The sequence below is a fragment of the Neptuniibacter sp. QD37_6 genome (assembly GCF_047778085.1).
Classification (GTDB): domain Bacteria; phylum Pseudomonadota; class Gammaproteobacteria; order Pseudomonadales; family Balneatricaceae; genus Neptuniibacter.
The window spans coordinates 3,163,121-3,187,627 of sequence record NZ_CP180550.1 but is presented as its reverse complement, the minus strand read 5'-3'; the positions used below and the strand labels follow the sequence as shown (position 1 = coordinate 3,187,627).

At 45.7% G+C, this 24,507-nt stretch carries 24 protein-coding genes; 21 read left to right on the top strand and 3 right to left on the bottom strand.

The window, feature by feature from the left end; translation table 11 throughout:
• Positions 1-5: 5 nt before the first annotated feature.
• The 4 genes from ACMXYO_RS15245 (at position 6) to ACMXYO_RS15230 (ending at position 6,272) form a co-directional block, all read left to right on the top strand.
• The gene (locus ACMXYO_RS15245; RefSeq protein ID WP_415885979.1) at positions 6-689 is read left to right on the top strand and encodes an ATPase; all 684 of its coding nucleotides are present in this window, start codon (positions 6-8) and stop codon (positions 687-689) included.
• Positions 689-1,378 carry a DUF2764 family protein gene (locus tag ACMXYO_RS15240; RefSeq protein WP_415885978.1) on the top strand — a complete coding sequence of 230 codons (690 nt, stop codon included), beginning with the start codon at positions 689-691 and terminating at the stop codon, positions 1,376-1,378. The genes ACMXYO_RS15245 and ACMXYO_RS15240 overlap by 1 nt, the downstream gene beginning before the upstream one ends.
• Positions 1,378-3,189, top strand: a complete 1,812-nt coding sequence (locus tag ACMXYO_RS15235; RefSeq protein ID WP_415885977.1) for a V-type ATP synthase subunit A — start codon at positions 1,378-1,380, stop codon at positions 3,187-3,189. The genes ACMXYO_RS15240 and ACMXYO_RS15235 overlap by 1 nt, the downstream gene beginning before the upstream one ends.
• 251 nt (positions 3,190-3,440) lie before the next feature.
• Positions 3,441-6,272: a cache domain-containing protein gene (locus ACMXYO_RS15230; protein WP_415885976.1), complete on the top strand. Its 2,832-nt coding sequence runs from the start codon at positions 3,441-3,443 to the stop codon at positions 6,270-6,272.
• A 13-nt stretch (positions 6,273-6,285) separates the two neighbouring features.
• Here ACMXYO_RS15230 and ACMXYO_RS15225 read toward each other — a convergent pair whose 3' ends face one another.
• Complete coding sequence (locus ACMXYO_RS15225) at positions 6,286-6,843, bottom strand: NUDIX hydrolase (RefSeq protein WP_415885974.1); 558 nt, start codon at positions 6,841-6,843, stop codon at positions 6,286-6,288.
• Positions 6,844-7,027: 184 nt separating this feature from the next.
• On the opposite strand from ACMXYO_RS15225, the gene ACMXYO_RS15220 reads away from it, so the two are divergent.
• From ACMXYO_RS15220 to ACMXYO_RS15205, 4 genes are read left to right on the top strand one after another with little or no spacing between them, the layout of a single operon-like run.
• A complete protein-coding gene (locus tag ACMXYO_RS15220) occupies positions 7,028-7,636 on the top strand; it encodes a CoA pyrophosphatase (RefSeq protein WP_415885972.1) in 609 nt (202 codons plus the stop codon).
• Between the two features lie 8 nt (positions 7,637-7,644).
• On the top strand, positions 7,645-8,169 hold the full coding sequence (locus tag ACMXYO_RS15215; protein ID WP_415885971.1) for a gamma carbonic anhydrase family protein: 525 nt from the start codon (positions 7,645-7,647) through the stop codon (positions 8,167-8,169).
• Between the two features lie 4 nt (positions 8,170-8,173).
• Positions 8,174-8,365: a DUF1289 domain-containing protein gene (locus ACMXYO_RS15210; RefSeq protein ID WP_415885970.1), complete on the top strand. Its 192-nt coding sequence runs from the start codon at positions 8,174-8,176 to the stop codon at positions 8,363-8,365.
• Between the two features lie 6 nt (positions 8,366-8,371).
• Positions 8,372-8,671, top strand: a complete 300-nt coding sequence (locus ACMXYO_RS15205) for an MTH1187 family thiamine-binding protein (RefSeq protein WP_415885969.1) — start codon at positions 8,372-8,374, stop codon at positions 8,669-8,671.
• Positions 8,672-8,732: 61 nt separating this feature from the next.
• On the opposite strand, the gene ACMXYO_RS15200 is transcribed toward ACMXYO_RS15205, so the two are convergent.
• Together ACMXYO_RS15200 and ACMXYO_RS15195 are read right to left on the bottom strand one after the other, a co-directional pair.
• Positions 8,733-10,004, bottom strand: coding sequence for an HlyC/CorC family transporter (locus tag ACMXYO_RS15200; protein ID WP_415882558.1), 1,272 nt, complete (start codon positions 10,002-10,004; stop codon positions 8,733-8,735).
• 97 nt (positions 10,005-10,101) lie between these two features.
• On the bottom strand, positions 10,102-10,887 hold the full coding sequence (locus ACMXYO_RS15195; RefSeq protein WP_415885967.1) for an inner membrane protein YpjD: 786 nt from the start codon (positions 10,885-10,887) through the stop codon (positions 10,102-10,104).
• Positions 10,888-11,108: 221 nt separating this feature from the next.
• Between ACMXYO_RS15195 and ffh the strand changes: the two genes are divergently transcribed.
• The 13 genes from ffh (at position 11,109) to nfo (ending at position 24,477) form a co-directional block, all read left to right on the top strand.
• On the top strand, positions 11,109-12,521 hold the full coding sequence (ffh, locus tag ACMXYO_RS15190) for a signal recognition particle protein (protein ID WP_415885965.1): 1,413 nt from the start codon (positions 11,109-11,111) through the stop codon (positions 12,519-12,521).
• 154 nt (positions 12,522-12,675) lie between these two features.
• Entirely contained in the window at positions 12,676-12,924 is a 249-nt protein-coding gene (gene rpsP / locus ACMXYO_RS15185; protein ID WP_415882555.1) for a 30S ribosomal protein S16, read from the top strand.
• A 27-nt stretch (positions 12,925-12,951) separates the two neighbouring features.
• Positions 12,952-13,485, top strand: coding sequence for a ribosome maturation factor RimM (gene rimM / locus ACMXYO_RS15180; protein WP_415885963.1), 534 nt, complete (start codon positions 12,952-12,954; stop codon positions 13,483-13,485).
• A gap of 3 nt (positions 13,486-13,488) precedes the next feature.
• Entirely contained in the window at positions 13,489-14,238 is a 750-nt protein-coding gene (trmD, locus tag ACMXYO_RS15175) for a tRNA (guanosine(37)-N1)-methyltransferase TrmD (RefSeq protein ID WP_415885961.1), read from the top strand.
• Positions 14,239-14,255: 17 nt separating this feature from the next.
• On the top strand, positions 14,256-14,612 hold the full coding sequence (gene rplS, locus ACMXYO_RS15170) for a 50S ribosomal protein L19 (protein WP_415882552.1): 357 nt from the start codon (positions 14,256-14,258) through the stop codon (positions 14,610-14,612).
• 183 nt (positions 14,613-14,795) lie between these two features.
• Positions 14,796-16,202, top strand: coding sequence for a hypothetical protein (locus ACMXYO_RS15165; RefSeq protein ID WP_415885960.1), 1,407 nt, complete (start codon positions 14,796-14,798; stop codon positions 16,200-16,202).
• Positions 16,203-16,307: 105 nt separating this feature from the next.
• Positions 16,308-17,153, top strand: coding sequence for a site-specific tyrosine recombinase XerD (gene xerD / locus ACMXYO_RS15160; protein ID WP_415888113.1), 846 nt, complete (start codon positions 16,308-16,310; stop codon positions 17,151-17,153).
• An 87-nt stretch (positions 17,154-17,240) separates the two neighbouring features.
• Positions 17,241-17,981, top strand: coding sequence for a DsbC family protein (locus ACMXYO_RS15155; protein WP_415885959.1), 741 nt, complete (start codon positions 17,241-17,243; stop codon positions 17,979-17,981).
• Between the two features lie 192 nt (positions 17,982-18,173).
• Positions 18,174-19,475: a homoserine dehydrogenase gene (locus ACMXYO_RS15150; protein WP_415885958.1), complete on the top strand. Its 1,302-nt coding sequence runs from the start codon at positions 18,174-18,176 to the stop codon at positions 19,473-19,475.
• Between the two features lie 12 nt (positions 19,476-19,487).
• On the top strand, positions 19,488-20,882 hold the full coding sequence (gene thrC / locus ACMXYO_RS15145) for a threonine synthase (protein ID WP_415885957.1): 1,395 nt from the start codon (positions 19,488-19,490) through the stop codon (positions 20,880-20,882).
• Between the two features lie 91 nt (positions 20,883-20,973).
• Positions 20,974-21,792 carry a YdcF family protein gene (locus ACMXYO_RS15140; protein WP_415885956.1) on the top strand — a complete coding sequence of 273 codons (819 nt, stop codon included), beginning with the start codon at positions 20,974-20,976 and terminating at the stop codon, positions 21,790-21,792.
• Entirely contained in the window at positions 21,792-23,525 is a 1,734-nt protein-coding gene (recJ, locus tag ACMXYO_RS15135; protein ID WP_415885955.1) for a single-stranded-DNA-specific exonuclease RecJ, read from the top strand. Before ACMXYO_RS15140 ends, recJ begins: the two co-directional genes overlap by 1 nt.
• An 82-nt stretch (positions 23,526-23,607) precedes the next feature.
• Complete coding sequence (gene nfo / locus ACMXYO_RS15130; protein WP_415885953.1) at positions 23,608-24,477, top strand: deoxyribonuclease IV; 870 nt, start codon at positions 23,608-23,610, stop codon at positions 24,475-24,477.
• Positions 24,478-24,507: the final 30 nt, after the last annotated feature.

Genomic DNA, 24,507 nt, shown 5'->3' with positions numbered 1-24,507 from the left:
TGTTGATGAGTAATGAACATAAAACTCATGCATCTTCAGGTGTTGAAGAGTTGATCGAAAAGTTACGCCAGCAGGGTGTGGAAAAGGGACAGCATGAGGCTGAGGCCTTGGTTGAAGAAGCTGAACATCGTGCGGATTGGCTGTTATCGCAAGCCAAGCAAGAAGCAGAGCAGATTGTTAGCAAGGCACGCAAAGAAGCTGAAAAGCTGCAGCAGTCTGGCGAAGACGCATTAAGGATCGCTGCTCGCGATATGCATTTGGAGGTCAGAGAAACCTTATCTCATTCTTTTACTGATCAAGTGGAACGTTTGGTTGCACAGCAGATGGATAATGCTGAGTTTATGCGTAGCTTGATTCTATCTCTCGTGGCTAAAGCAAGTCATGATCACGGCATCGCAGATGCCTCTGAAATCGAGCTGCTCCTGCCTGATGATTACATCGGCTTGGATGAATTACGCAGAAACCCCAAGGAGTATAGAGAGGGAATATTAAGTCAGTTTGTTCAGTCTCTTGCGGCTGAGCAGATGCGGGGTGGGGTCAGTTTTGACCTTCACCAAGGCAAAGGAATCCGTGTTCGTTTGCAAGGAGAAGAGGTGGAAGTTGATCTGAGTAGTGAAGCTATATCCAAATTGTTGTTAAAACATCTTCAGCCCCGATTTAGAGCGATCATTGAGGGAGTGATTCGCTAGTGTCGGACTATTACACCTTAATTACTGCGTTACCATGGCTGCCTGATCTAGAACAGTGTCAGCAGATGCCGTTGTCACGCATAGCGCTAGATCAACGCTTAACCATGCTGAGTGATGTCGATCGACAGCAGTTAGCCTTGATTGAGTGCCTTTATTATCCCGATGAGAAGAGGTTGCGAGGCTTGACGGATAAAGAGGTTGTGTACCAGTGGGCAAATCAACTCGATCAGGTAAATAGCGACGTGCTACGTCAGCGGATTTTGTTTCATTTTGAATTAAGAACACTGTTGGCGGCTTTACGCAGTCGTGCCGCAGGTATGGAAAATTCGGCGTTGTTTTATGGTGTAGGCCGATGGTTGCCGCGTATTCGTAGACATTGGTTTGAACCCGGATTTGGTTTAGAGGACGTGTGTCCACAGCTACAACCTTTACAGCGAGCTTTAGCTAAAGAGGATGCAATGCTGGTGGAGCAAACGTTAAACCAGTGGTTGTGGCAAGATTTAGCGCTATGTGAGAAACAAAATGGGTTTAGTTTTGAAGCGCTAGCGTGCTTTGTGCTGCGTTGGAGTCTCGCAGAGCGTCACCTAAATTATGATGCTGAAACCGCTTTCACAGAATTTAATCGGGCAAATTTACAGCTATTGAAAATTACAGGCCTAGAGCAGCAGTTAGCTCAGGGGGAAGCCTAGTGAATCAAAAGATTACAGCTCAGGTTGTTGCGGTACGAGATGACATCGTCACCATCGAACTGGGTAAAGATGATGAAGGTGTGTTTTATCCCATTCTGAAAAATGAAGTGGTGTATATCTGCCCTGTGCGTACTGCTGTGGATGGACGACAGGAATTTTTGCAAGCGGAAGTGCTTCGAGTGCGTCACGGGGAAGCGGATGTTCAAGTGTTTGAAAATACCCGTGGTGTGGCTGTTGGTGATCCGGTTAGGCAAAGTGGCGAAATGCTTTCGGTTGCGCTCGGGCCTGGGTTATTGGGGCAAGTTTATGATGGTTTGCAAAACCCTCTAGAGATCATTGCTGCGCAGCATGGCTTCTTCCTGCCTCGAGGTTTGGAAGTTGAAGGGATCGATCAACTGCAGCATTGGGCGTTCCAGCCAAGTGTTAAGGTTGGCGATCGAGTCAAAGCAGGTGATTTGATCGGCAATGTTCAGGAAGGGCGATTTAAACATCGGATCATGGCGCCGTTTAACCTCTATGGAGAGGCTGAAATCAGCTGGATTCAGGAAGGAAGTTTCACGGTTACGACGCCGGTTGCACGTCTACGCCTTGAGCAAGGCAATGAAATAGAGGTCACTATGCAGCAAAAGTGGCCGGTGCGTGTGCCAGTGAGTGAGCCCTTGCTTCGGTCAGGAAGCAGTAAACGTCATTATCCTCAAGAACCACTGCTTACTTCTATCCGCCTTATCGATACCTTCTTCCCTGTTGCAAGAGGTGGAACGGCTTGTATTCCGGGGCCTTTTGGCGCGGGTAAAACCGTCTTGCAGAGTTTGATATCGCGTTTCTCGGACGTTGATATCGTGGTGATTGTGGCCTGTGGTGAGCGTGCTGGTGAGGTGGTGGAAACTATCACTGAGTTTCCAAATATGCCGGATCCAAAAGGAGGAACCTTGATGGATCGTACAGTGATTATTTGTAATACCTCATCTATGCCTGTGGCGGCTCGTGAAGCATCGATCTATACAGGGATTACTATCTCTGAATACTATCGCCAGATGGGCTATAACGTGTTGCTCATTGCTGATTCTACGTCTCGTTGGGCTCAAGCCATGCGAGAAACTTCTGGACGTTTAGAGGAGATTCCGGGTGAGGAAGCATTTCCTGCGTACTTAGATTCTGCTGTACGCGCACTTTACGAACGTGCAGGTTTGATCGAAAACAATGCCGGAGATATGGGGAGTCTTACCCTGATTGGAACTGTTTCCCCAGCTGGGGGTAATTTTGAAGAGCCCGTTACCCAATCGACGCTGCGTACCGTTAAAACTTTTTTAGGTCTGAGTGCCGAAAGGGCATATAAGCGAGCTTATCCCGCAGTAGATCCGTTGATCTCATGGTCTCGTTACCTTGACCAACTCGCCGATTGGTATGCCGAGCATTTAGGAGCGGATTGGGTGTCTCAAGTGAAAGAGATGCAGCTATTGCTCGATCAAGGTGAAAAGGTTCAACAGATGATGCAGGTAACGGGTGAAGAGGGCGTTACTCTGCAGGACTATATTCTTTACCACAAATCTATCTGCTTAGATCAGGTTTATTTGCAGCAAGATGCATTTGATGAGGTTGATATCTCGGCACCCATAGAACGCCAACAAGCGTTGTTTACTCTCTTAAGAACAGCACTGGCATCCGAGCAAGAGTTTAATGATAAGGTTGCGGTGAGAGATTATTTTGTAACCCTGACAGGGTTGTTCCGAAATCTTAACTATAGCCGTACTGATAGCCCTGATTATCGGCGCTATATGGATGAAATAAACACTAAGCTAAATCTGCGTTAGCCCACATCTGTACTGGTCTAATTTTAAGCTTCTGTTCTTTGTTGTAGGCTATAAATTATGGTAGTTTGATGCAGATCAATTTTTTGACCGGATGAATGGTCTGTTTCTTGATTGAACCTGTTAAAGTAGTGGGTCGGATCTTTTTGTTTGTATTGGTTCAGATATCGGATGTCTGCAGTGTTTATGTTCTATCGTGATGGGGAAGGGGATGCGGCTTCTATCCTCTGTCGGATGTATAGAGGTTTTCCTCAATGACAGCCCCTAACGTAGGTGTACTGCCGCGTTACCTCCTTTGGGGATCAGTTGCCATAGCAGTCATGCTATTAGCAGCTGTTGCCACACATTTTTTATACAAAAACCAACGAGATAGTGAGTATCGCCTAGCTTCTTTAGAGAAGGAGTTTATGGATAAAGGGCGAGAGCACCTAATTACTGAAATCGATAGTGCAAAAGACTATATCCAGTATATGGTGGCCCAAGCAGAGGCTGTTCTTAAAGAAAAATCTCGTGAAGAAGTTCTTAAAGCACATACGATCGCACAAACCATCTATGACCGCGAATCCCCTTTACGACCTGAAACAGAAGTTAAAGCGTTAATCCGTGAAACTTTGCGTGACCTGCGTTTCTTTAATGGTCGTGGTTATATCTTTATCGATGATGATCAAGGAATCTGTATCTTACTGCCGACTTCACCGGGTGTTGAAGGACGCTCCCTGTATGATAATCAGGATGATACCGGGCATTACATTATGCGTGGTTTATTGGACGCTGTAGAGAATCAAGAGAAAGAGGGGTTCTCTCGTTATCGTTGGTACCCTCCTCACAATCAGACTCAGATGACGGAGAAGATCGCTTTTGTAAAATCATTCGAGCCCTATCGATGGATTATTGGGGCGGGTGATTACCTCTATCAAATAGAGAATGATCTTAAAGAAGAAGCTTTAAAGCGTTTGGAGACCATTCGTTTCGGTGAAAATGGCTATCTCGCGGTGTTTGATACTGAGGGGAATTTGTTATCGACTGCTGGCTTAAGTTCGCTAACTGGGGATAACCCCTCTGATAAAGTGAGTACAAAAGAGCGTAAAGTTTTAGAGCTTATCTATGAGACGGCAGAAAACGGCGGCGGTTTTATCGAATATGAATGGTATTACCCTAACGGCGAGGGGCCTCACCCGAAAATATCATTGGTAGAAACTGTCCCTGATTTAGGTTGGGTTTTAGTCGGTGGTTTCTATCCGGATGACATTAAAAAGTTGATGGAAAAACAGAAGGAACTGGTTGAAAAGACCATGCGCCAGGATCGCGCGCAAATCTATACTTTCCTGTTTTTAGCTACGTGCGCCACACTGTCGCTGACGTTTGTTTTCTCTGGTTGGTTGAACCGACAATTTGGTAAATACCAGAACGAAATTGAAAATAAACAAAAAGCACTCCTTTTGGCCTCTCGCGTTTTTGATAACGCCAGTGAGGGGATTATGGTGACGGATGCTGATTGTCGCCTCTTAGCGGTTAATGATGCTTTTGTTGATATAACGGGATATTCAGCCGATGAAGTGATAGGGCGAAATCCGCGCTTAATGCAGTCTGGTCAACATAGTGCCGACTTCTATAAGGAGATGTGGGAGGAGATTGACGCCAAAGGCGCTTGGGGCGGTGATATCTGGAATCGTCGCAAGAATGGCGAGATATTCCCGCAGTGGCTTTCTATTCGTGCATCTCACAATGAGCAAGGTGAAGTTCAGAACTATATCGCAGCTATTACTGATCTGACGGAGCGTAAAGAAGCAGAGGATAAGCTGCGTTACTTATCTGATTATGATTCTTTGACTAATTTACCAAACAGACGATTGTTAGGTTATCGGGTTGATCAAACGATTTCTTTGAGCTGTCGAGCGACAAAACAGCGTTTTGCGCTTTTGTATATTGATCTAGATAACTTTAAAAATATCAATGATAGCCTTGGGCATCGTTTTGGTGATGAGATACTTCAAATGGTCGCGGAACGCATTCAGCATGAAGTGCGTGAAGGCGATACAGTGAGTCGCTTGGGCGGAGATGAATTCAGTGTCCTTTTGCCTAATTTGAAGAATTTAGAGCAGGCAGCGAATTTATGTGAACGCATTATTCACAAAATATCAGAGCCTTTGCAAAGCGACAGTCATTTGATGATTACACCAAGTATAGGTATTTCAGTATTCCCAGATGACGGAGATGACTTCGATCAATTGCTGCGTAATGCGGACGCTGCAGTACACTTTGCTAAAAATCAGGGGCGCAATAATTATCAGTTCTACACAGCTGAAATGAATCGACGCGCTTCTGAGCGTCTACAGGTTGAGATTGCTCTACGTAAAGCGATTGAACATCAGGAGTTTGAACTTTATTACCAGCCGCAAGTAAATCTATCTGATGGCTCTTTAGCTGGTTGTGAGGCGCTTATTCGTTGGCAGCATCCTAATTTAGGTTTGGTTTCACCAAATAACTTTATCCCGCTCGCTGAGGAAACAGGTTTGATTCTGCCTATTGGTGGCTGGGTGCTTCAGCAAGCTTGTCAGCAAGCGGCTGAGTGGGGTAAACAATCTGATCAGCCGTTTACCATGTCTGTGAACGTTTCTGTCCGTCAATTTAGACCTGAATTGGTGGAAGAGGTGAAGGAGGCATTGATGCAGTCGGGGATTGAGTCTGCCTCATTGGTGCTAGAAATCACAGAAAGTACTTTGATGCATGATCAGGATAAAACTACACAGTTGTTACACGACCTCAAAGCGCTAGGTGTACAGCTGTCATTGGATGATTTTGGTACGGGATACTCCAGTATGGCGTATCTGAAACGTTTCAATCTAGATCAGCTGAAGATTGACCGTGCCTTTATTGATGATCTGCCAGGTAACCCTGATGATGCTGCAATTAGTGCTGCAATTATCGATGTGGCGAGTCACTTTGGCTTGATTACAGTTGCGGAAGGTATTGAAACAGCCGAGCAGGCTGAGTTCCTCGCTCAGGCAGGCTGTATGGAAGGGCAAGGTTACTATTACGAGAAGCCGATCCCCGCCGATGCAGTAACTGAGCGTTATTTTAGTTAGAAATTAGGTCGTGTTAAACCGCTTCTTTGGGCTGCTGCATAGAGCGGTTTACAACATTTTCACGTAAAGGAAAGTGGTTGTTTTTACGATCGGCAAAGTAATAAGTTAGTGCCTTCTTGATGGTTGGGAATGCAAGCTCATCCCAAGGGATCTCTTCTTCACTAAACAGTTCAACTTCCAATGATTCTGAACTGATCGAATACTCCGGTTTGTCCATATAAGCTAGATAGAGCATCTGTACCTGATTTACATGCACGATTGAGGTTATTGTGTAGAGATGACTAATCTTAACCTCCGCATTTGCCTCTTCAAGGGTCTCTCTCATCGCACCTTCTAAAGTGGACTCATTGTTCTCCATAAACCCAGCAGGCAAGGTCCAAAAGCCTTTGCGAGGCTCAATGGCGCGTTTGCACAGCAAGACTTTATCTTGGAAGATCGGCACGCAGCCGGTAATGACCTTTGGGTTTGAGTAATGGATAGTGTTGCAGTTATTACAGATATACCTAGGAAGGTGATCCCCTTCAGGAACGCTGAAAGTAAGTGTGCCGGCACAGTTTGGGCAGTAGTTCATTCAATTAACCTAGGTTAGTCCATCTATCTAAAGGCAAGAAATGCATGAGTAGCCTAGATTATCACCATGAGGTTAAAAAGCGAGAGCCAAGTTTCTCTTGGCTGTTCACTCAATAGCTCTGTTACTATTAAGCTATATAATAATTTTTAATCTAAGCAGAGCTTCAGTTTTAAAAGATACGCTTATGCTCACAATTATTCGCGAGCGCTTAGTGGGGTTTAAACCACGCAGCTTGCCAGACACATCGCCTAAAGCCAGTGTGTTGATCGCTTTGACTGATCATGACGACCCTCATGTTGTGTTGACCAAGCGCTCGGCAACCCTGTCATCTCATAGTGGCGAAATAGCATTCCCAGGCGGTAAATATGATGATACTGATACGGATCTGCTCTTTACCGCCTTGCGTGAAGCTGAAGAGGAGATTGGTTTAGCGCCTGAGCATGTTGATGTCATTGGGCAATTGGGGCAGGTGAGATCTAAACATGGCTTGCAGGTGACCCCCTGGGTAGGCGTGATTCCGTCAGATATTGAATTTACTGCAAATCCCGCCGAACTCGATGAGATATTTACTGTGCCGTTGAGTTTTTTTCTTGCGGATAACCGTTATGCAACGGATGAGATACGTTTTAAAAATCAAAGTATCTATGTGCCAGCATGGGAGTTTAATGGTCATATCATTTGGGGCTTAACTGCCTATATGTTGGCAGAGTTATTAAATGAAGGCTGTGGGGCAAATATTCCAATGAAGCCTCGGCCTGAACATAAAGTTCGTCATTTCACCAGTGGGTCTTGAGGGGGACTATGTTGTATTCGTTAGGTGAGCAAGCTGTTTCGTTAGTAGGTGAAGAGCACTTTGTTGCGGATAATGCGACTGTTATCGGCAATGTAGAGCTGCATGATCGTGTTTCTATCTGGTTTAACGTTGTTATCCGGGGAGATAATGATCCTATCGTTATCGGTGAAGGAAGTAATATTCAGGATGGTTCGGTGTTGCATACCGATAGTGGCTTCCCAATGAGCATAGGGCGTGATGTGTCTGTTGGGCATATGGCGATGCTTCATGGCTGTGAAGTGGGTGATGGCTCGCTTATCGGTATCGGTGCTGTTGTCTTGAACGGAGCCAAAATTGGTAAAGGTTGCTTGATCGGTGCTAAAACATTGGTACCGGAGGGGATGGAAATACCGGATAACTCCCTTGTGGTGGGCTCGCCTGCTGTTATCAAACGTAGATTGAGTGACGAGCAGGTGGAAGGTATTAGGCAGAATGCGCTTCACTACGTCGAAAATATGCGTCGATTTAAGAAAGAATTAACCGTTCAGAAGTAGAAGTATGACCGAGCAAGAGAACAAACCTGTGCCAAACCCTTGTGTAGGTGTTTGTGCGCTTGATGAAAATGACTTATGTATCGCCTGTCAGCGAAGTGGTATCGAGATTGCTGAATGGGGTGTTTATTCAAATGACGAAAAGCGCGCTGTTTGGGAAAAAATTAAGTTGCGTGAGCAAGGTCAGTTGCCGGAGTAATCCAACGTGAAGGTTATGATTGATATCTGCATCGTCCCTTTAGGTGTCGGTGTTTCAGTATCTGAATATGTGGCGGCTTGTCAGACGATTTTTGATGAGGCAGGTCTAAGTCATCAGATGCATGCGTATGGCACTAATGTGGAAGGTGACTGGGATCAGGTGATGTTGGCGGTAAAGCGTTGTCATGAAGCTGTGCATGAGATGGGCGCGCCGAGAATAACGACATCAATGCGCTTAGGTACGCGTACAGATAGAGAGCAAACGATGCAGGATAAGGTTGATAGCGTTCAATCCAAACTTAGTTAGACGCTCGGTTAAATGACTCCCTTTAGTAAAACAGTTACCAAGGGAGTCGGTCTTCTGAACTCTATTCTTCTACCGGTTTAGGTAGGGCGATAATGCGAGCGGTTTTAATCACATTGTCGCTGACTTGTAGTGTTTCTATGCGGTAGTGTTCCAACTGCAGACAAACGTTAGCATCAGGAATCGATTCCAATGTTTCTGTAATCAGGCCGTTCATAGTTTTCGGGCCATCAGTTGGCAGTTCCCAATCCAGCGCTTTGTTTACATCACGGATATAAGCGGTGCCATCGACAAAGTAGCTACCGTCTTCCTGCAAAAAGATATCTTGATCGGCTTCTTTGTTGTTCGAGGACAACTCACCCACAATCTCTTCTAGAATGTCTTCCAGTGTCACAATACCTTGTACGTCACCATACTCATCAACCACCATGCCGATGCGGCGATTTTGAGATTGGAAATGCAGCAGTTGCGTCTGCAAAGGGGTGCTTTCCGGAATAAAGTAAGGCTCTCTGATTACTTGAAGGATCGCTGCCTTAGTTACTGTGCCGCTGTGGAAAACCTGCGCTAGGTTGCGCATGTGCAGTAGGCCAACAACCTTGTTTAGCTCACCTTGATAGACAGGTAGGCGAGTATGCTCGGTACGGCTTAACTGCGCGATAATCGTATCAAGGTCATCATCTAGGTCGATGCCCAGTACCTCGTTACGTGGCACCATGACATCATTAACAGTTACTTCTGATAGTTCTAAGACACCAAGAAGCATGTTCTGGTTGTTTTGCGGAAGTAGTGCGCCTGCTTCGTGTACCAGTGTACGCAGTTCTTCAGTGCTGAGGTGATGACTGTTATCGCCGGTTACATTTACGCCAAATAGCTTAAGGAAATTGTTAGTAATACCGTTGATGATCCATACAAGTGGATAGATCAGTTTTAAAAGCGGCGCTAGAACTAAAGAGGCAGGAAAAGCGATCTTTTCAGGGTGAATCGCAGCCATCGTCTTAGGTGATACTTCTGCAAAGATTAGGATCAATACAGTTAAGCCGAAGGTGGCAACCATAATGCCGGCGTCGCCCCATAGGCGAACACAGATGACGGTGGCAATAGCCGAAGCAAGGATGTTTACAAAGTTGTTACCGATCAGAATAACGCCAATCAGGCGATCTGGTCGAGCAAGGAGCTTGCTGACGCGAATAGCGGCGCTGTGCTTTTTCTTAACTAAGTGTTTTAGGCGATATCGGTTGAGCGACATCATGCCTGTTTCGGAACTAGAGAAAAAAGCGGAACAAAGGATCAGGAAGCCAAGGACTCCCAAGAGAAAGCTTATCGATGCGTCTTCCAAGACGGTATGCCTATATTAGTAATGGAGGGATATTTTTAAATGTGGCTAATAGAGTGTCAAGCCATACTCTCGATTAATACGTGCTTTTATCTGGATATCAGATAAACCATTCCATTACGGCTTTGCTACCAAAGAAACCAATCGCCAGAATCACAAAACTTGTGATTGTCCAGCGGATGGCTGCATTTATTCTCCAGCCAAAACTATTTCGGCCAAATAGCAAGATGGCATAGAGCCCCCAGGCAATCAGGGAAAGCACGGTTTTATGCACTAGATGCTGAGCAAATAGGTCTTCAAAGAAGATAAAACCAGTGACAAGTGCTGCAGTTAGTAGCGTAAGTCCTGTCCACAGCATCTCAAACAATAGGCGTTCCATTGTTTGTAATGGTGGCAATGAGGACACTAAACCGCGTGTGTGATGATGCTTAAGTGCTGAAACTTGGCGTGAAAGCAAAATGGCTTGAATTGTTGCAATGGTGAAGATGCTATAAGCCAAGATAGATAGCAGTATATGGAGGATCAATCCAGCATCGTAGGCTTTGCCCTCGCCGACACCGGCAATCCAAGTGGCTAATACCGTCATGGCGGCCATTGGGAATACAGCGATAAAGAGGTTGTCGATACTCTGACGTAAGCTACTGAGTAATACTAAACCCGCTACAAGCCAAGAGATTAGGGAGCCAACGCTAAATAGGCTGAGATTGATTCCACCGGGTTGGTGTAGAACCAAAAAAATCGCTGCTGTATGCGCCACAAGACCTGCAAGGCCAAGGGATTGGTTGATAGAGCGAGATTGTTTGCGGTCTCCGCGCATTATTTGCCATTGTAAAAAACCTGCGGTTGAGTAAAGCAGAACGGCAACTAATGTAGAAATGGATAACATCTTCGTCTCTTCTGTCCAGTGTTCCTGGAGAACAGTGTTTACAGGGTGGAGTGTAAATCGAGCCTTAGTTTGTCACAGATAAGAGAAGGATAAAAGAAGAGGGGCTGCTAAGGATGCTTGGAGTGCGGTATAATACTGCGATTATTAATCCAAGTTTATCGATTTCCTCTAATTAATGGGCCCTAGAGGGCTGTCTGTGTAGAGGAAGTGTGGGGCAGGACATGTTTGAGAATTTAACAGAACGACTTACGCATACGCTACGTTCAGTCACGGGTCAGGCGAAACTGACAGAAGACAATATTAAGGGCACATTGCGTGAAGTGCGTATGGCGCTGCTGGAAGCAGACGTGGCGCTGCCTGTTGTTAAAGAGTTCGTAAACAGCGTTAAAGAGCGCGCGGTAGGTACCGAAGTAACCAAGAGTCTGACGCCAGGTCAGGTCTTTGTGAAGATCGTCAATGAAGAGATGGTCAAGGTTATGGGTGAGGCTAATGAACAGCTGAACCTAGCGGCTAAGCCTCCAGCGGTTGTGATGATGGCTGGTCTTCAGGGTGCGGGTAAAACCACTTCTGTAGCTAAACTTGGTCGTCACCTGCGTGAGCGTGAAAAGAAAAAGGTTTTGGTCGTTTCTGCTGACATCTATCGTCCAGCTGCGATCAAACAGTTAGAAACACTAGCGGGTGAAGTGCAGGTAGATTTCTTCCAATCAACGGCTGAGCAAGATCCAGTTGATATCGCGAATGCTGCAATTGCCCATGCGCGTATTCAGCATCATGATGTTGTTCTTCTTGATACTGCAGGTCGTTTGCACGTCGATGAAGATATGATGGGTGAAATTAAGCGCTTGCATGAAGCGGTTAACCCTATCGAAACCCTGTTTGTTGTCGATGCAATGACAGGTCAGGATGCGGCGAATACTGCCAAAGCGTTTAATGAAGTATTACCGCTGACCGGTGTGGTTCTAACAAAAACAGATGGTGATGCCCGTGGTGGTGCTGCGCTTTCTGTTCGTCAGATCACAGGTAAGCCAATCAAATTCTTGGGTGTAGGTGAAAAAGTTGACGCTTTAGAACCATTCCACCCTGATCGTATCGCTTCCCGTATCTTAGGTATGGGTGACGTACTTTCTCTTATCGAAGAAGCTGAACAGAAGATCGATAAGCAGAAAGCAGAGAAATTCGCTAAGAAGATCAAAAAAGGTAAAGGTTTTGATCTAGAAGATTTCCGCGAACAGATCTCTCAGATGAAGAATATGGGCGGCATGATGGGCATGCTAGATAAACTGCCGGGTATGGGGCAGTTGGCGCAAGCGGCCGATGCTGCTAATGCTGAGAAAGGTATGCACCAGATGGAAGCGATTATTAACTCAATGACGCCGATGGAACGTCGTAAGCCTGATATTATTTCTGGCTCCCGTAAAAAGCGTATCGCGATGGGTTCTGGTACACAGGTGCAAGATGTTAACCGCCTGCTTAAACAGCATAAGCAGATGTCGAAAATGATGAAAAAGTTCAGCGGCAAAGGCGGTATGGCGAAAATGATGCGTGGTATGAAAGGCATGCTACCACCAGGAATGGGTGGTGGCCCAGGTGGTATGGGCGGCATGGGTGGTCCTGGCGGCTTCCCACGCATGTAATTATTGCGCATTTATTAAACGAAATTGCTTTATTAGGGCGGCAAATTCGCGTAGAATTGCCGCCCTGATTTTTCCGGTCCGATCTGCGTTAAAACAGATTGGTTCATCAAACAGTGGGCGATATCAAAACCCACTCAATAAAAGGGTCTAACGCATGGTAATAATTCGTTTGTCTCGTGGTGGCGCTAAGAAGCGTCCTTTCTATCACATCTCAGTAGCGGACTCGCGTAATGCGCGTGACAGCCGTTTTATTGAGCGTGTTGGTTTCTTTAACCCAACTGCACGTGGTCAAGAAGAAGGTCTTCGTATCGATCTTGATCGTGTTGAATACTGGCAGAGCAAAGGCGCACAGCTTTCTGAGCGCGTAGCTAAGCTAGTAAAAGAAGCTAAAGCAGCTAAGTAATTTTTAGGTTTTTGATCAGGATTGAAAATGAGCAGTAATTCAAATAATGAACAACTCATTGTCGGAAAAATTACTGCAGTCTATGGGATCAAAGGTTGGGTAAAGGTTTACTCGCATACTGATCCAATGGAGAATGTTTTCAATTACAAGCCGTGGCTATTAAAAATTGATGGTGTATTAAAGCCTGTAGAGGTTGAAGCCAGCAAGCGTCATGGTAAAGGTCTGATTGCAAAACTGGCCGGTGTTGATGATCGCGATGTTGCTGCTAAGTATTGTGGTTTAGATATTGCGGTTGATGCAAGCCAGCTTCCAGTTTTGGAAGAGGGTGAGTACTACTGGAGCCAGTTACAAAACCTATTAGTTTATACCGAGTCTGACCAATTGTTAGGCAAGGTGATCCGCCTGATGGAAACCGGTGCAAATGATGTATTGGTTGTGAAAGGTACAGCAGAGAGCATTGATCAAAAAGAGCGTCTGTTGCCTTATCTTCCTGATCAGGTGATTAAAAAGATTGACTTGGAAACAGGTACGATGCGGGTCGATTGGGACCCAGAGTTCTGAACCATGTGGTTCGGGGTGGTGACACTCTTTCCTGAAATGTTTGATGCAATTCGTTGCTACGGCGTAACAGGTAAAGCGGTGAAAAATGGTTTGATACAGATGCAGTGCTGGAGTCCTAGAGACTTTGCACACGATAAGCATAAAACTGTGGATGACCGACCTTATGGTGGTGGCCCGGGAATGTTGATGAAAGTTCAACCTCTTAGGGATGCTATCCATGCTGCTAAAGCAGCTGCGGGTGGAGAGGCTAAAGTAATTTATCTTTCGCCGCAGGGCCGTCGCATGGATCATAAGGGCGTACAGGAACTAGCTTCTCGTGAGAGGTTGATTCTGGTAGCAGGGCGTTATGAAGGTATTGATGAACGCCTGATAGAAACGGAAATTGATGAAGAGTGGTCGTTAGGGGATTTTGTCCTCAGTGGCGGTGAATTACCAGCCATGACTATGATTGATGCAGTTTCACGTTTAGTACCTGGGGTCTTAGGGCATCAGGATTCAGCTACAGAAGATTCGTTTCATGATGGATTACTAGACTGTCCTCACTATACTCGACCAGAACAGTTCGACGATATGCAAGTGCCTGAAGTGTTGTTGAGTGGCAACCACAAAGAGATCAGACGTTGGCGTCTGAAGCAGCAATTAGGAAGAACCTGGCAACGCCGGCCTGATTTGCTAGAAGATCTTGAGTTGGATACTGAACAAAAGTCATTGTTAACCGATTTTATCCGGGAGACCCAAGGGTCCGAAGGTTGAATGTTTAGGAGCAAGCGATGAGCGGCAAGAACCTAATTATTCAGCAGCTTGAAGCTGAACAAATGAACAAAGAAGTACCAGAATTCGCACCAGGTGATACTGTTGTAGTTCAGGTAAAAGTAGTTGAAGGTAACCGTACACGTCTACAGGCGTTCGAAGGCGTAGTGCTGGGCAAACGTAACCGTGGTGTGAACTCTGCTTTCACTGTACGTAAAATCTCTCACGGTGTGGGCGTTGAACGTACTTTCCAGACTTTCAGCACTACTGTAGATAGCATTGAAGTTAAGCGTCGTGGTGATGTTCGCCAGGCTAAACTTTACTACCTACGTGAGCGTAGCGGTAAGTCTGCACGTATCAAAGAGAAGTTGGGTTAATTCACCTTCCTCTCTTAAAAAAAGCGGCTTTATGCCGCTTTTTTTGTTTTTGTTTTGTGCTTATTCATAGAGAAGAATCAAGCGAATAGATAAAGGGTTGGACATAATCGCCAGTTCCTACCCATAATGACATTTATTATTTGAGTTCCATGCATATAGGGAGAGCTTCCGGAGCTAAGGATTATGCAAGTCAACGTGATCAAAAAAATTGCAACTGTACTGTTGGTGATCTGTGCGCCGATTGCGCTTTTTGCCGGAGTCTATGGTTTTGTCTGGTGGAAGGTTTCTTCTGCAGCAGACAGCTTTGCAAAGGATGTCGCGCCTTTTGCAACAATGACCTACCAAGATATTCATATCGACCTTGTTGAGGCTCAGGTAGGTCTTAAAGGTATCTCATTTGCTCCAATTGGTTCTGAAGGTGAAATCGGTGTTCAGTTGGCTGTACTGAAGGCGCCTTCATGGGGATTTGTTCTGGATTTAGAAGAAAAACTCTCGAAAGGTGAACTGCCTGATGCATTTAATGTTGATCTCAAGGGCCTGAATATAAATCTGAACAGTGGTTATATGCAGGATTGGGGGCGTATAGCGCTAGAGGCTCAACGTGACGCTGGGCCAGGTTATGATGCGCTGGCCTGCGGTAGTTTGGAATTTATAGGTCTGCCTGAGGTCCGTAAAATGGGCTATGGTACTCTAAACTCAGATGTTTCTTTTCAATACCATTTTGACCCGCTTGATAACGAATTGAATTTTGATCTGCAAAGTAGGACAAAGCAGGTCGCGAATATGAGTATGTCGATGGTGCTAAAAGTTGCCAGCGAAACACTGAATATGCAGTCAATCGTGTTTGCTCAGCCACAGCTTAAGCATATCGAGGCACGCTATTTTGATCGTGGTTATAACAAGAAACGCAATAAGTTTTGTGCAAACTTAAATAAAGAGCCTGTTAAGAGTTATCGCGAACGTTATAAAAGCTTACTTTCAAAGCGTTTAGCTTATGAAGGTTGGAAAATCCCTGATGAGTTGCTTAATGCGTTTGACGGTTTGAATAATCCTGGGAGCTCATTGTATCTACGCTTGGATGTTCCTAAAGGGTTTGGTATTCAATCAATGGCGCAAATTCAAACGCCGAGTGATTTGGTTCGTGAGTTAAATCCTTATGTTGAATTTAGTAAGAAATATGTGGCCCTAGATGGACTGGATTGGTCGGAGCCTGATCCTGAAGGGGAGCGGTTGCTGCGTGAGTTGATGCAAAAACAAGAGCCGCCTGAGCTTGTTTTGGGTGAAGAGATCGAAAAGGTTGTAAAGCCCGAAGAAAAGCCAGAAGTGAAGCCTACGGCTACTATGTATCTTAGACCTAAACCGAAAAAAATCGTAGAGAAGTCATTCAAAAAAATTACAGTTGAAAAGTTAGGTGCCCATATAGGGAAGCCAGTGATTCTTTATACCTATTTTGGAAGGAAAGTAGAGGGGCGTTTGGTTGCTGTAACCGATACAGTGGTTACTGTAGAGCATCGTTTGGTTAGTGGGCGCGGTACTGCGACTTATCCTGTGGCTTACGATAAAATTCAAAGTGCGCAGTTATATCATTAGTACGTTGGTCTGACGTTTGGAGTATAAGTGGTAGTAAAACGTGAGGCTGAAACTGTACATCCCAGTGATGCGCAGTTAATTGATACCTATCTAGATGCTATTTGGATGGAGAAAGGGTTAAGTGACAATACCTTAGCATCTTACCGACGCGATCTTACTCAGTTTGCCATTTGGCTACGTCCCAATGCAGTTCGTTTACTTGCCTGTACAAAGGCCGATATACAGGCTTACCTTGGGTGGCGAGTAAAAGAACGGTTAAGGCCGAGCTCAACTTCCAGAATGTTATCCTGCTTGCGGGGCTTGTACCGATATCTCCTTCGCGAAGGGGAGATAGAGGAAGATCCTGTGTTACTAATTCAAAGCCCGAAAAAAGGTCGTGGTCTGCCAAAAACCTTAACTGAGGCCGATGTAGAGGCTTTGCTAGAGGCGCCAGAGCTAAATGATCCAGTGCAATTTAGGGATCGCGCGATGCTGGAGGTGCTGTATGCAACGGGGTTGCGTGTCTCTGAATTGGTTGCACTGAAAGTGCATGAGATGAATCTCAATCAAGGCGTGATTCGCGTCATGGGTAAAGGCGGGAAAGAGCGTCTTGTGCCCTTGGGGGATGAGGCGATTAGTTGGGTAAAGCGCTATGATTCACAAGTACGCCCCCTTCTAATGGGTGAAGAGGTTGGTGATGTAGTTTTTCCAAGTAGACGTGGTCAGCAAATGACGCGGCAAACTTTTTGGCACCGAGTCAAACGTCATGCCTTAACCGCAGGTATTGATAAGCCATTATCACCACACGTTTTGAGGCACGCTTTTGCAACTCATTTGATCAATCATGGTGCTGATCTACGTGTAGTTCAGATGTTGTTGGGCCACAGTGATCTATCAACCACGCAGATCTATACCCATGTAGCACAACAGCGACTGCAATCCTTACATCAACAGCATCACCCGCGAGGTTAATCTGCTAGACTGTGGAACTTTTCGTGAGATCGAGAGTCTCTTCTTGGTATTGGAATAAGTCTGAGCTTTATTAGATTTGGAAATTTTATGAAAAACTTATTTAAAACGTTTGCTTGCCTTTGGGCGTGTGTAGCGACATCAGTAATGGCGGCAGAAGCTGAAGGGCTTATTGAGCAGAACCTTAAGAAAGTAGATGCTCGTATCGTCGTGAAAGAGATAGGTGATGCGCCTTTAACTGGATTGCGTGAAGTCGAGTTAAACAGTGGTGAAGTACTATATGCCGATGAGAAGGGCGAATATTTTCTTATTGGTAAACTGTATCGTTTCACCGACAAAGAAGGGTTTGTTGATCTGACTGAACGCAAGAAAAGTGCACAGCGTAAAGTTCAGATGGCTGATCTAGATGAAGAGCAGTTAGTTGTTTATAAGCCTAAGGGTGAAGTAAAAGCGACTGTGAATATCTTTACAGATGTTGATTGCCCATATTGCCGTAAACTACATGCAGAGATTCCAGCTCTGAATGCACAAGGCGTTCAAGTTAATTATTTGGCTTATCCGCGAAATGGAACCGGTACAGGCACTTTTAAAAGCATGGTATCAATTTGGTGTGCGGAAGGTGCTGAAGGTCGTCGTCAAGCGATGGATCAAGCTAAATCAGGCATTCGCCCAGCAGTTAAGACTTGTGATAACCCTGTATTAGATCAGCTGCAGTTGGGTCAATCTGTTGGTGTTACAGGTACGCCAGCAATTATTTTTGAAGATGGTCGTTTGTACCCAGGGTATGCGCCAGCTCAGCAGTTGGTTAACCTGCTAGATCTTGAGAAATAACCCACTGCGGTTACGGAGAAGGGGGCTAAATAGCCTCCTTTTTTATTTGTTGGGTCATAATGGGCTCAGAGATAGAGCTATTGCCTTGTTTTGGCTATAATACCCGCCTTATTTTTTGTAGATTGCGGTAATTGCCTGAAAAAAAGAGGTTATCGCGGTTTTTTTTAGTTCAACAGCATGCGAGGTGCAGGTTTGAAACCGGTTAAAGTTGGTATCTGCGGACTAGGTACAGTCGGTGGTGGCACATTTAATGTGCTGAAGCGCAATGCGGAAGAGATTGCTCGTCGAGCAGGCCGCAAGATTATTGTTGAAGAGGTTGGTGCTCGCGACACAAACCCAGATTGCGATACCAAAGGCACTCAGATTACCAACGATATTTTTGCTGTAGCTAAAAACCCAGAAATTGATGTTGTCGTTGAACTGATCGGTGGTTATGACGTTGCTAAAGAGCTGGTTTTGACAGCAATTGAGCACGGTAAGCACGTTGTAACTGCAAACAAAGCACTGATTGCGGTTCACGGTAACGAGATCTTTGAAGCGGCTCAGAAGAAGAACGTAATGGTTGCGTTCGAAGCGTCTGTTGCAGGTGGTATTCCGATCATCAAAGCGATCCGTGAAGGCCTTTCTGCAAACAAGATCAACTGGTTGGCGGGTATCATCAACGGTACTGGTAACTTCATCATGACTGAAATGCGTGACAAAGGTCGTGCATTTGAAGATGTGTTGAAAGAAGCGCAAGAGCTTGGTTACGCAGAAGCGGATCCAACGTTCGACGTTGAAGGTATCGATGCTGCTCACAAACTAACCATTCTTGCGTCTTTGGCGTTTGGTGTACCGCTACAGTTTGAAAAAGCATTCACTGAAGGCATCAGCAAGATTACACGTGAAGACGTGCAGTATGCTGAAGAGCTAGGCTACCGTATCAAGCATCTAGGTATCACTCGCCGCACTGACAATGGTGTTGAACTGCGTGTTCACCCAACACTGATTCCTGAGTCAGCGCTAATTGCTAACGTAAACGGCGTAATGAACGCTGTTCTAGTTGACGGCGATGCAGTTGGTCAAACTATGTACTACGGTGCAGGTGCGGGTGCTGAACCTACAGCCTCTGCTGTAGTTGCTGATATCGTTGATGTTGTTCGTACGCTAACCGCTGATCGTGACAATCGTGTACCTCACTTGGCTTTCCAGCCAACTGAGCTATCTGATGCGCCGATTCTACCAATCGAGCAAACAGAATCTGCTTACTACCTGCGCATGAACGCACAGGAGAAACCAGGTGTGCTAGCTAAGATCTCTAGCATCCTAGGTGCGCAAGATATCAATATCGAAGCGATCATCCAGAAAGAAACAGCTGAAGATCAGGTGCCAGTTATCATCCTGACTCAGTCTGTTCTTGAGCAAAAAGTGAATGATGCAATCGCTCAGATCGAAGCATTAGATGACATCAACGGTTCGGTTACACGTATCCGTGCTGAGCACTTTGATAGTTAAGGAGTAAACCCCGTGAAATATATCTCTACCCGGGGACAGGCTCCGGCAATGAACTTTGAAGAGGTTTTGCTGGCTGGTTTGGCAAGTGATGGTGGTCTATACGTACCAGAAACACTGCCAACATTTAGCAAAGAAGAGATCGCTTCTTGGGCTGGTTTGCCGTACAACGAGCTTGCTTATAACGTGATTAAGCCATTCGTTGATGATTGTATCGACGATGCTGATCTTAAAAAGATGATTGATGAAACCTATGCGGGTTTCAATCACATCGCTGTAGCACCGTTGAAAGAGCTAGGTACTAACGAGTGGGTTCTGGAACTATTCCACGGCCCGACACTAGCGTTTAAAGACTTTGCACTGCAGTTGCTAGGCCGTTTGATGGACTATGCACTGGAGAAGCGTGGCGAACACTTAGTGATCATGGGAGCAACGTCCGGTGATACGGGTTCTGCTGCGATCGAAGGCTGCTGCCACAGCAAACACCTAGATATCTTTATTCTGCATCCGCATAATCGCGTATCAGAAGTTCAGCGTCGTCAGATGACGACGATCATTAAAGACAATGTCTTTAATATTGCGCTGGAAGGTAACTTTGATGATTGCCAACAGATGGTTAAAGACAGCTTTGCTAATCAGGACTTCCTGAAAGGCATGAAGCTGGGTGCAGTAAACTCGATCAACTGGGCGCGTATCATGGCTCAGATCGTTTACTACTTCTCTGCTTCTTTGGCTGTGGGTGGTCCTCACCGTGAAGTAAGCTTCTCTGTACCTACAGGTAACTTTGGCGATATCTTCGCAGGTTACTTGGCGAAGCAGATGGGCTTGCCGGTTAAGCAGCTAGTTGTTGCAACTAACAAAAATGACATTCTGCACCGTGTTATCTCCGGTAACGACATGTCTAAAGGTGAGTTGGTTCACACGCTATCTCCATCCATGGATATCATGGTGTCTTCTAACTTCGAGCGTATGCTGTTTGATGTATACGGCCGTAATGGTGAAGAGATCAGCGATCTAATGGCGCGCTTCTCGAAAGAGTCTGTTGAACTAGATCCTGCTCGTTGGGAAAAAGTTCGCGAACTATTCGATAGTTATGCAGTAGATGATGAGACAACTTGTGATGTGATCAAGCAGGTATTCGAAGAGACAGAATATCTTCTAGACCCGCACACAGCGATAGGTGTTAAAGCTGGACGTGAATGTAACCGTGATCAATCAGTGCCAATGATTACTCTATCAACAGCACATCCGGTTAAATTCCCTGAGCCAGTGGTTAAAGCTGGTTTGGATGCACCGCAGCTGCCTGCACATATGGCTGATCTGTTCGAACGTGAAGAGAAGCTAGAAGTGCTAGACAACGATCTGAACACTGTACAGCAGTATGTTTCTAGTCATGTACACACTGAGTAAGTATTAATCAGATGTGATATTCTCAAAACCCGACGTTAATGTCGGGTTTTTTGTGCCTGACAGAAAAATAATAATACAGGGGCCTATGGATATGGCTGATCAGTTTTTTTTGCTTTCAAAGATCTTATGGTTTGTCGCGCAGCCGGATCACTTTTTGTTACTAATGCTGCTGTTTGGTCTGTTGTTATGGCGCCGGGCATTGGGTGTATTTCTGGTCTGGACTTCTGTTTTGGCCATGCTGACAATCAGCGTATACCCAGTGGCTAACTATCTGTTAGAGCAGTTAGAACAGCGCTTTCCACAACCTGTATTATCCGAAATTAAAGAGCCTATCGCTGGCATTATTGTTCTTGGTGGTGGGGAGAATGCAGAGATGTCCTCCCATACTCAATGGCCGGAGTTTAATCAGGCGGCAGACCGTTTAATGGCGCTACCGGGCTTAATGTTGCGTTACCCTGAAGCTAAAGTTGTTTTTACTGGGGGCTCTGGCTCCATTCTAGCGCCTGAATTTAGAGGCGGAGATGTAGCTAAACAGTGGTTGCATCAACAGGGTATGGGATCGCGTGTAACGATCGAGCGAGATTCGCAAAATACTTTTCAAAATGCCATCTATACCAAGGATTTGATCGCGAATACTGAGGGTGAGGTCGAAGGTAAGTGGCTGTTAGTGACATCAGCCTTCCATATGCCGCGTTCGGTTGGTGTGTATCGTAAAGCGGGGATTGATGTAATCCCTTTCCCTGTTGATTATCGCGCCGGTACAATGCGTTTTACGCCTGATCTAAATACAAATATGAATGGCCTAAACACTGCTGTAAGGGAGTGGATAGGGCTGTTAGCATACCACTACACTGAGAAAACAGACGTGTTGTTCCCTGCACCTGTTAGCACCATTGAATTAGAGAACTAATGAAGCAGTTAAGCATTTCACCGAGGCCGCAGGTCGATACATCTGTACCTGTGTTTCAGCAGGTAAATCCAGTTTTAGCCCGTATCTACGCTTCACGTGGAGTCCATGATCTGCAAGGGCTTGGCAGGAGCTTGAATGAACTTTTGCCCGATAGTGGTTTGGCAGGCATTGATGGGGCGGTGAACCGCTTAGTTAGGGCGTTAGAGCAACGGGAAAAAATCTTAATCATTGGTGATTTTGACTGTGATGGTGCGACCAGTACCTCAGTTGCTGTTTTAGCGCTACGGATGATGGGCGTGGCAGAGGTTGGTTATCTGGTGCCTAACCGTTTTGAATATGGCTATGGCTTAAGTCCAGAGATTGTAGCGGAAGCCCTGAAACAATCTCCTGATCTATTGATAACTGTCGATAATGGTATTTCGAGTATCGAGGGCGTTGCTGCGGCGAATGCTGCGGGTTTAGATGTGATCGTTACGGATCACCATTTGGCTGGTAAGGAGCTTCCTGCAGCTTGTGCCATCGTCAACCCTAATCAGCCTGATTGTCAGTTTACGGCTAAATCTACCTGCGGTGTTGGTGTGATCTTTTATGTGATGATTGCGCTGCGCCGAATGTTACAGCAAAAAGATTGGTTTAATTTAAATGGGTTGCCGAGTCCTAATTTAGGTTCGCTCTTAGACCTTGTTGCTTTAGGAACAGTTGCAGATGTTGTTCCTTTAGAGCAAAACAATCGTGTGCTGGTTCATCAAGGTCTTCAGCGTATCAAAGCAGGGCGCTGCAGACCGGGCTTGAAGGCGTTAATCGAGCTATCAGGTCGTCAACAACACAAAGTTGCTTCATCCGATCTTGGTTTTGCTATAGCACCTCGCTTGAATGCGGCTGGCCGTTTGGAAGATATGTCGATCGGTATCGAGTGTTTGCTAACCGAATCAGAACAGAAAGCCAAAGATCTAGCCGCTACACTGAACGACCTCAATCAGGAGCGTAAGGGAATAGAGCAGGAGATGCAGCAACAAGCGCTCGATCTGCTGGATAAGCTGCAACTAGATTCAGCGCAGCTTCCTTATGGTCTATCTCTGTATGAGCCCGAGTGGCATCAAGGTGTGATCGGTATTCTGGCTTCTAGGATTAAAGATCGAACTCACAGACCTGTGATTGCCTTTGCTCAAGGTGATGAGGGTGAATTAAAAGGTTCTGCTCGCTCAATTCCAGGCTTCCACGTGCGAGACGGTTTAGATGCGATTGCTGCAAGGTATCCATCGCTTTTGCGCAAGTTTGGTGGTCATGCCATGGCTGCAGGCTTAACTATCAAAGCTACAGATCTAGAGCTGTTTCAAAACGCTTTTGATGAAGAGGTTAGACGCCAATTAAGTGAGTCAGACCTCCAGCAAGAGGTGTTAACCGATGGTGAGCTTACCGCTGCAGATATGACGATCGAGTTAGCAGAGCTGTTACGTGATGCCGGTCCTTGGGGGCATCAGTTCCCTGAACCGCTGTTTGATGGCCAATTTACCTTGATCCAGCAACGAGTGGTTGGTCAAAGACATCTGAAAATGGTGTTGATGGAGCCGATTTCTGGTTTAGCTGTGGATGCGATTCAGTTTAATGCCGATATGGAAGTCTGGCCGGATCAGGATATTACCCAAGTCCGAGCCGTGTACCGTTTGGACGTGAATGAGTTCCGCGGAAAACGATCGGTGCAAATGCTGGTGGATCATCTACTGCCTGAGTAGTATCGTTGCCGCCTCTATTTTTGATTCTTAATTGGAAGCAGCTGAATGGCTGCTTTCCTATCTACACTTAAGTGAATAATTGATGTCTGATCTACTGCCTTACTACGTTGGCGCGCATGTGAGCGCTAGTGGTGGTGTGCAAAACGCCCCGCTTAATGCTAAAGAAATTGAAGCGAATGCATTTGCTCTATTTACTAAAAATCAGCGACGTTGGGTGGCAAAGCCTTTAGATTTAAAGACGATCGCATCATTTAAGAAAAACTGCGCTGCGCTAAATTTGAAGCCGGAGCAGATTCTTCCTCATGACTCCTATCTCATTAACTTGGGTCATCCGGAAGAGGAGGCATTGCAGAAGTCTCGTGATGCTTTCTTAGATGAGATGCAGCGCTGTGAACAGTTGGGTTTGGTTTATCTTAATTTTCATCCGGGGAGCCACCTGCGCAAGATCAGTGAAGAGGAGTGTATCGCTAAGATCGCTGAGTCTCTTAACTGGGCTATCGCACAAACTGAATCAGTTATCGCGGTTATTGAGAATACAGCAGGCCAAGGAAGTAACCTTGGATTTAGCTTTGAGCAGTTAGCCGCCATTATTGATCAAGTAGAAGATAAGAGCCGTGTTGGTGTGTGTATCGATACCTGCCACATGTTTGCGGCTGGCTATGATATCCGTACTCAAGAGAGTTGTGCTGAGGTATTCGAAGGCTTCTCCAATGTTGTCGGTTTTGAATACCTTAAAGGGATGCACCTGAATGATTCTAAAGGTGGTTTAGGCTCGCGCTTGGATCGTCATCACAGTCTAGGCCAAGGAGAGATAGGCTTGGAGGTGTTCAAATTTATTATGCGTGATGATCGCTTTCGTGGGATCCCATTAGTACTAGAAACCATTGATGAGACTATCTGGGCTGAAGAAATTCAAATGCTGCGTCAGTTTACGTTGGGTGATTTTGATTAGAATTGCCTAATATTTAGGCGATCGTATATC

Excerpts from the sequence above, each read along its gene's own strand:
- rplS (WP_415882552.1), top strand. The coding sequence starts at position 14,256 with ATGAGCGGCAAGAACCTAATTATTCAGCAGCTTGAAGCTGAACAAATG.
- ACMXYO_RS15225 (WP_415885974.1), bottom strand. The coding sequence starts at position 6,843 with ATGAACTACTGCCCAAACTGTGCCGGCACACTTACTTTCAGCGTTCCT.
- trmD (WP_415885961.1), top strand. The coding sequence starts at position 13,489 with ATGTGGTTCGGGGTGGTGACACTCTTTCCTGAAATGTTTGATGCAATT.
- rimM (WP_415885963.1), top strand. The coding sequence starts at position 12,952 with ATGAGCAGTAATTCAAATAATGAACAACTCATTGTCGGAAAAATTACT.
- rpsP (WP_415882555.1), top strand. The coding sequence starts at position 12,676 with ATGGTAATAATTCGTTTGTCTCGTGGTGGCGCTAAGAAGCGTCCTTTC.
- ACMXYO_RS15140 (WP_415885956.1), top strand. The coding sequence starts at position 20,974 with ATGGCTGATCAGTTTTTTTTGCTTTCAAAGATCTTATGGTTTGTCGCG.
- recJ (WP_415885955.1), top strand. The coding sequence starts at position 21,792 with ATGAAGCAGTTAAGCATTTCACCGAGGCCGCAGGTCGATACATCTGTA.
- ACMXYO_RS15210 (WP_415885970.1), top strand. The coding sequence starts at position 8,174 with ATGACCGAGCAAGAGAACAAACCTGTGCCAAACCCTTGTGTAGGTGTT.
- ACMXYO_RS15195 (WP_415885967.1), bottom strand. The coding sequence starts at position 10,887 with ATGTTATCCATTTCTACATTAGTTGCCGTTCTGCTTTACTCAACCGCA.
- ffh (WP_415885965.1), top strand. The coding sequence starts at position 11,109 with ATGTTTGAGAATTTAACAGAACGACTTACGCATACGCTACGTTCAGTC.
- nfo (WP_415885953.1), top strand. The coding sequence starts at position 23,608 with ATGTCTGATCTACTGCCTTACTACGTTGGCGCGCATGTGAGCGCTAGT.
- ACMXYO_RS15220 (WP_415885972.1), top strand. The coding sequence starts at position 7,028 with ATGCTCACAATTATTCGCGAGCGCTTAGTGGGGTTTAAACCACGCAGC.
- ACMXYO_RS15230 (WP_415885976.1), top strand. The coding sequence starts at position 3,441 with ATGACAGCCCCTAACGTAGGTGTACTGCCGCGTTACCTCCTTTGGGGA.
- ACMXYO_RS15155 (WP_415885959.1), top strand. The coding sequence starts at position 17,241 with ATGAAAAACTTATTTAAAACGTTTGCTTGCCTTTGGGCGTGTGTAGCG.
- xerD (WP_415888113.1), top strand. The coding sequence starts at position 16,308 with ATGGAGAAAGGGTTAAGTGACAATACCTTAGCATCTTACCGACGCGAT.
- ACMXYO_RS15215 (WP_415885971.1), top strand. The coding sequence starts at position 7,645 with ATGTTGTATTCGTTAGGTGAGCAAGCTGTTTCGTTAGTAGGTGAAGAG.
- ACMXYO_RS15165 (WP_415885960.1), top strand. The coding sequence starts at position 14,796 with ATGCAAGTCAACGTGATCAAAAAAATTGCAACTGTACTGTTGGTGATC.
- ACMXYO_RS15245 (WP_415885979.1), top strand. The coding sequence starts at position 6 with ATGAGTAATGAACATAAAACTCATGCATCTTCAGGTGTTGAAGAGTTG.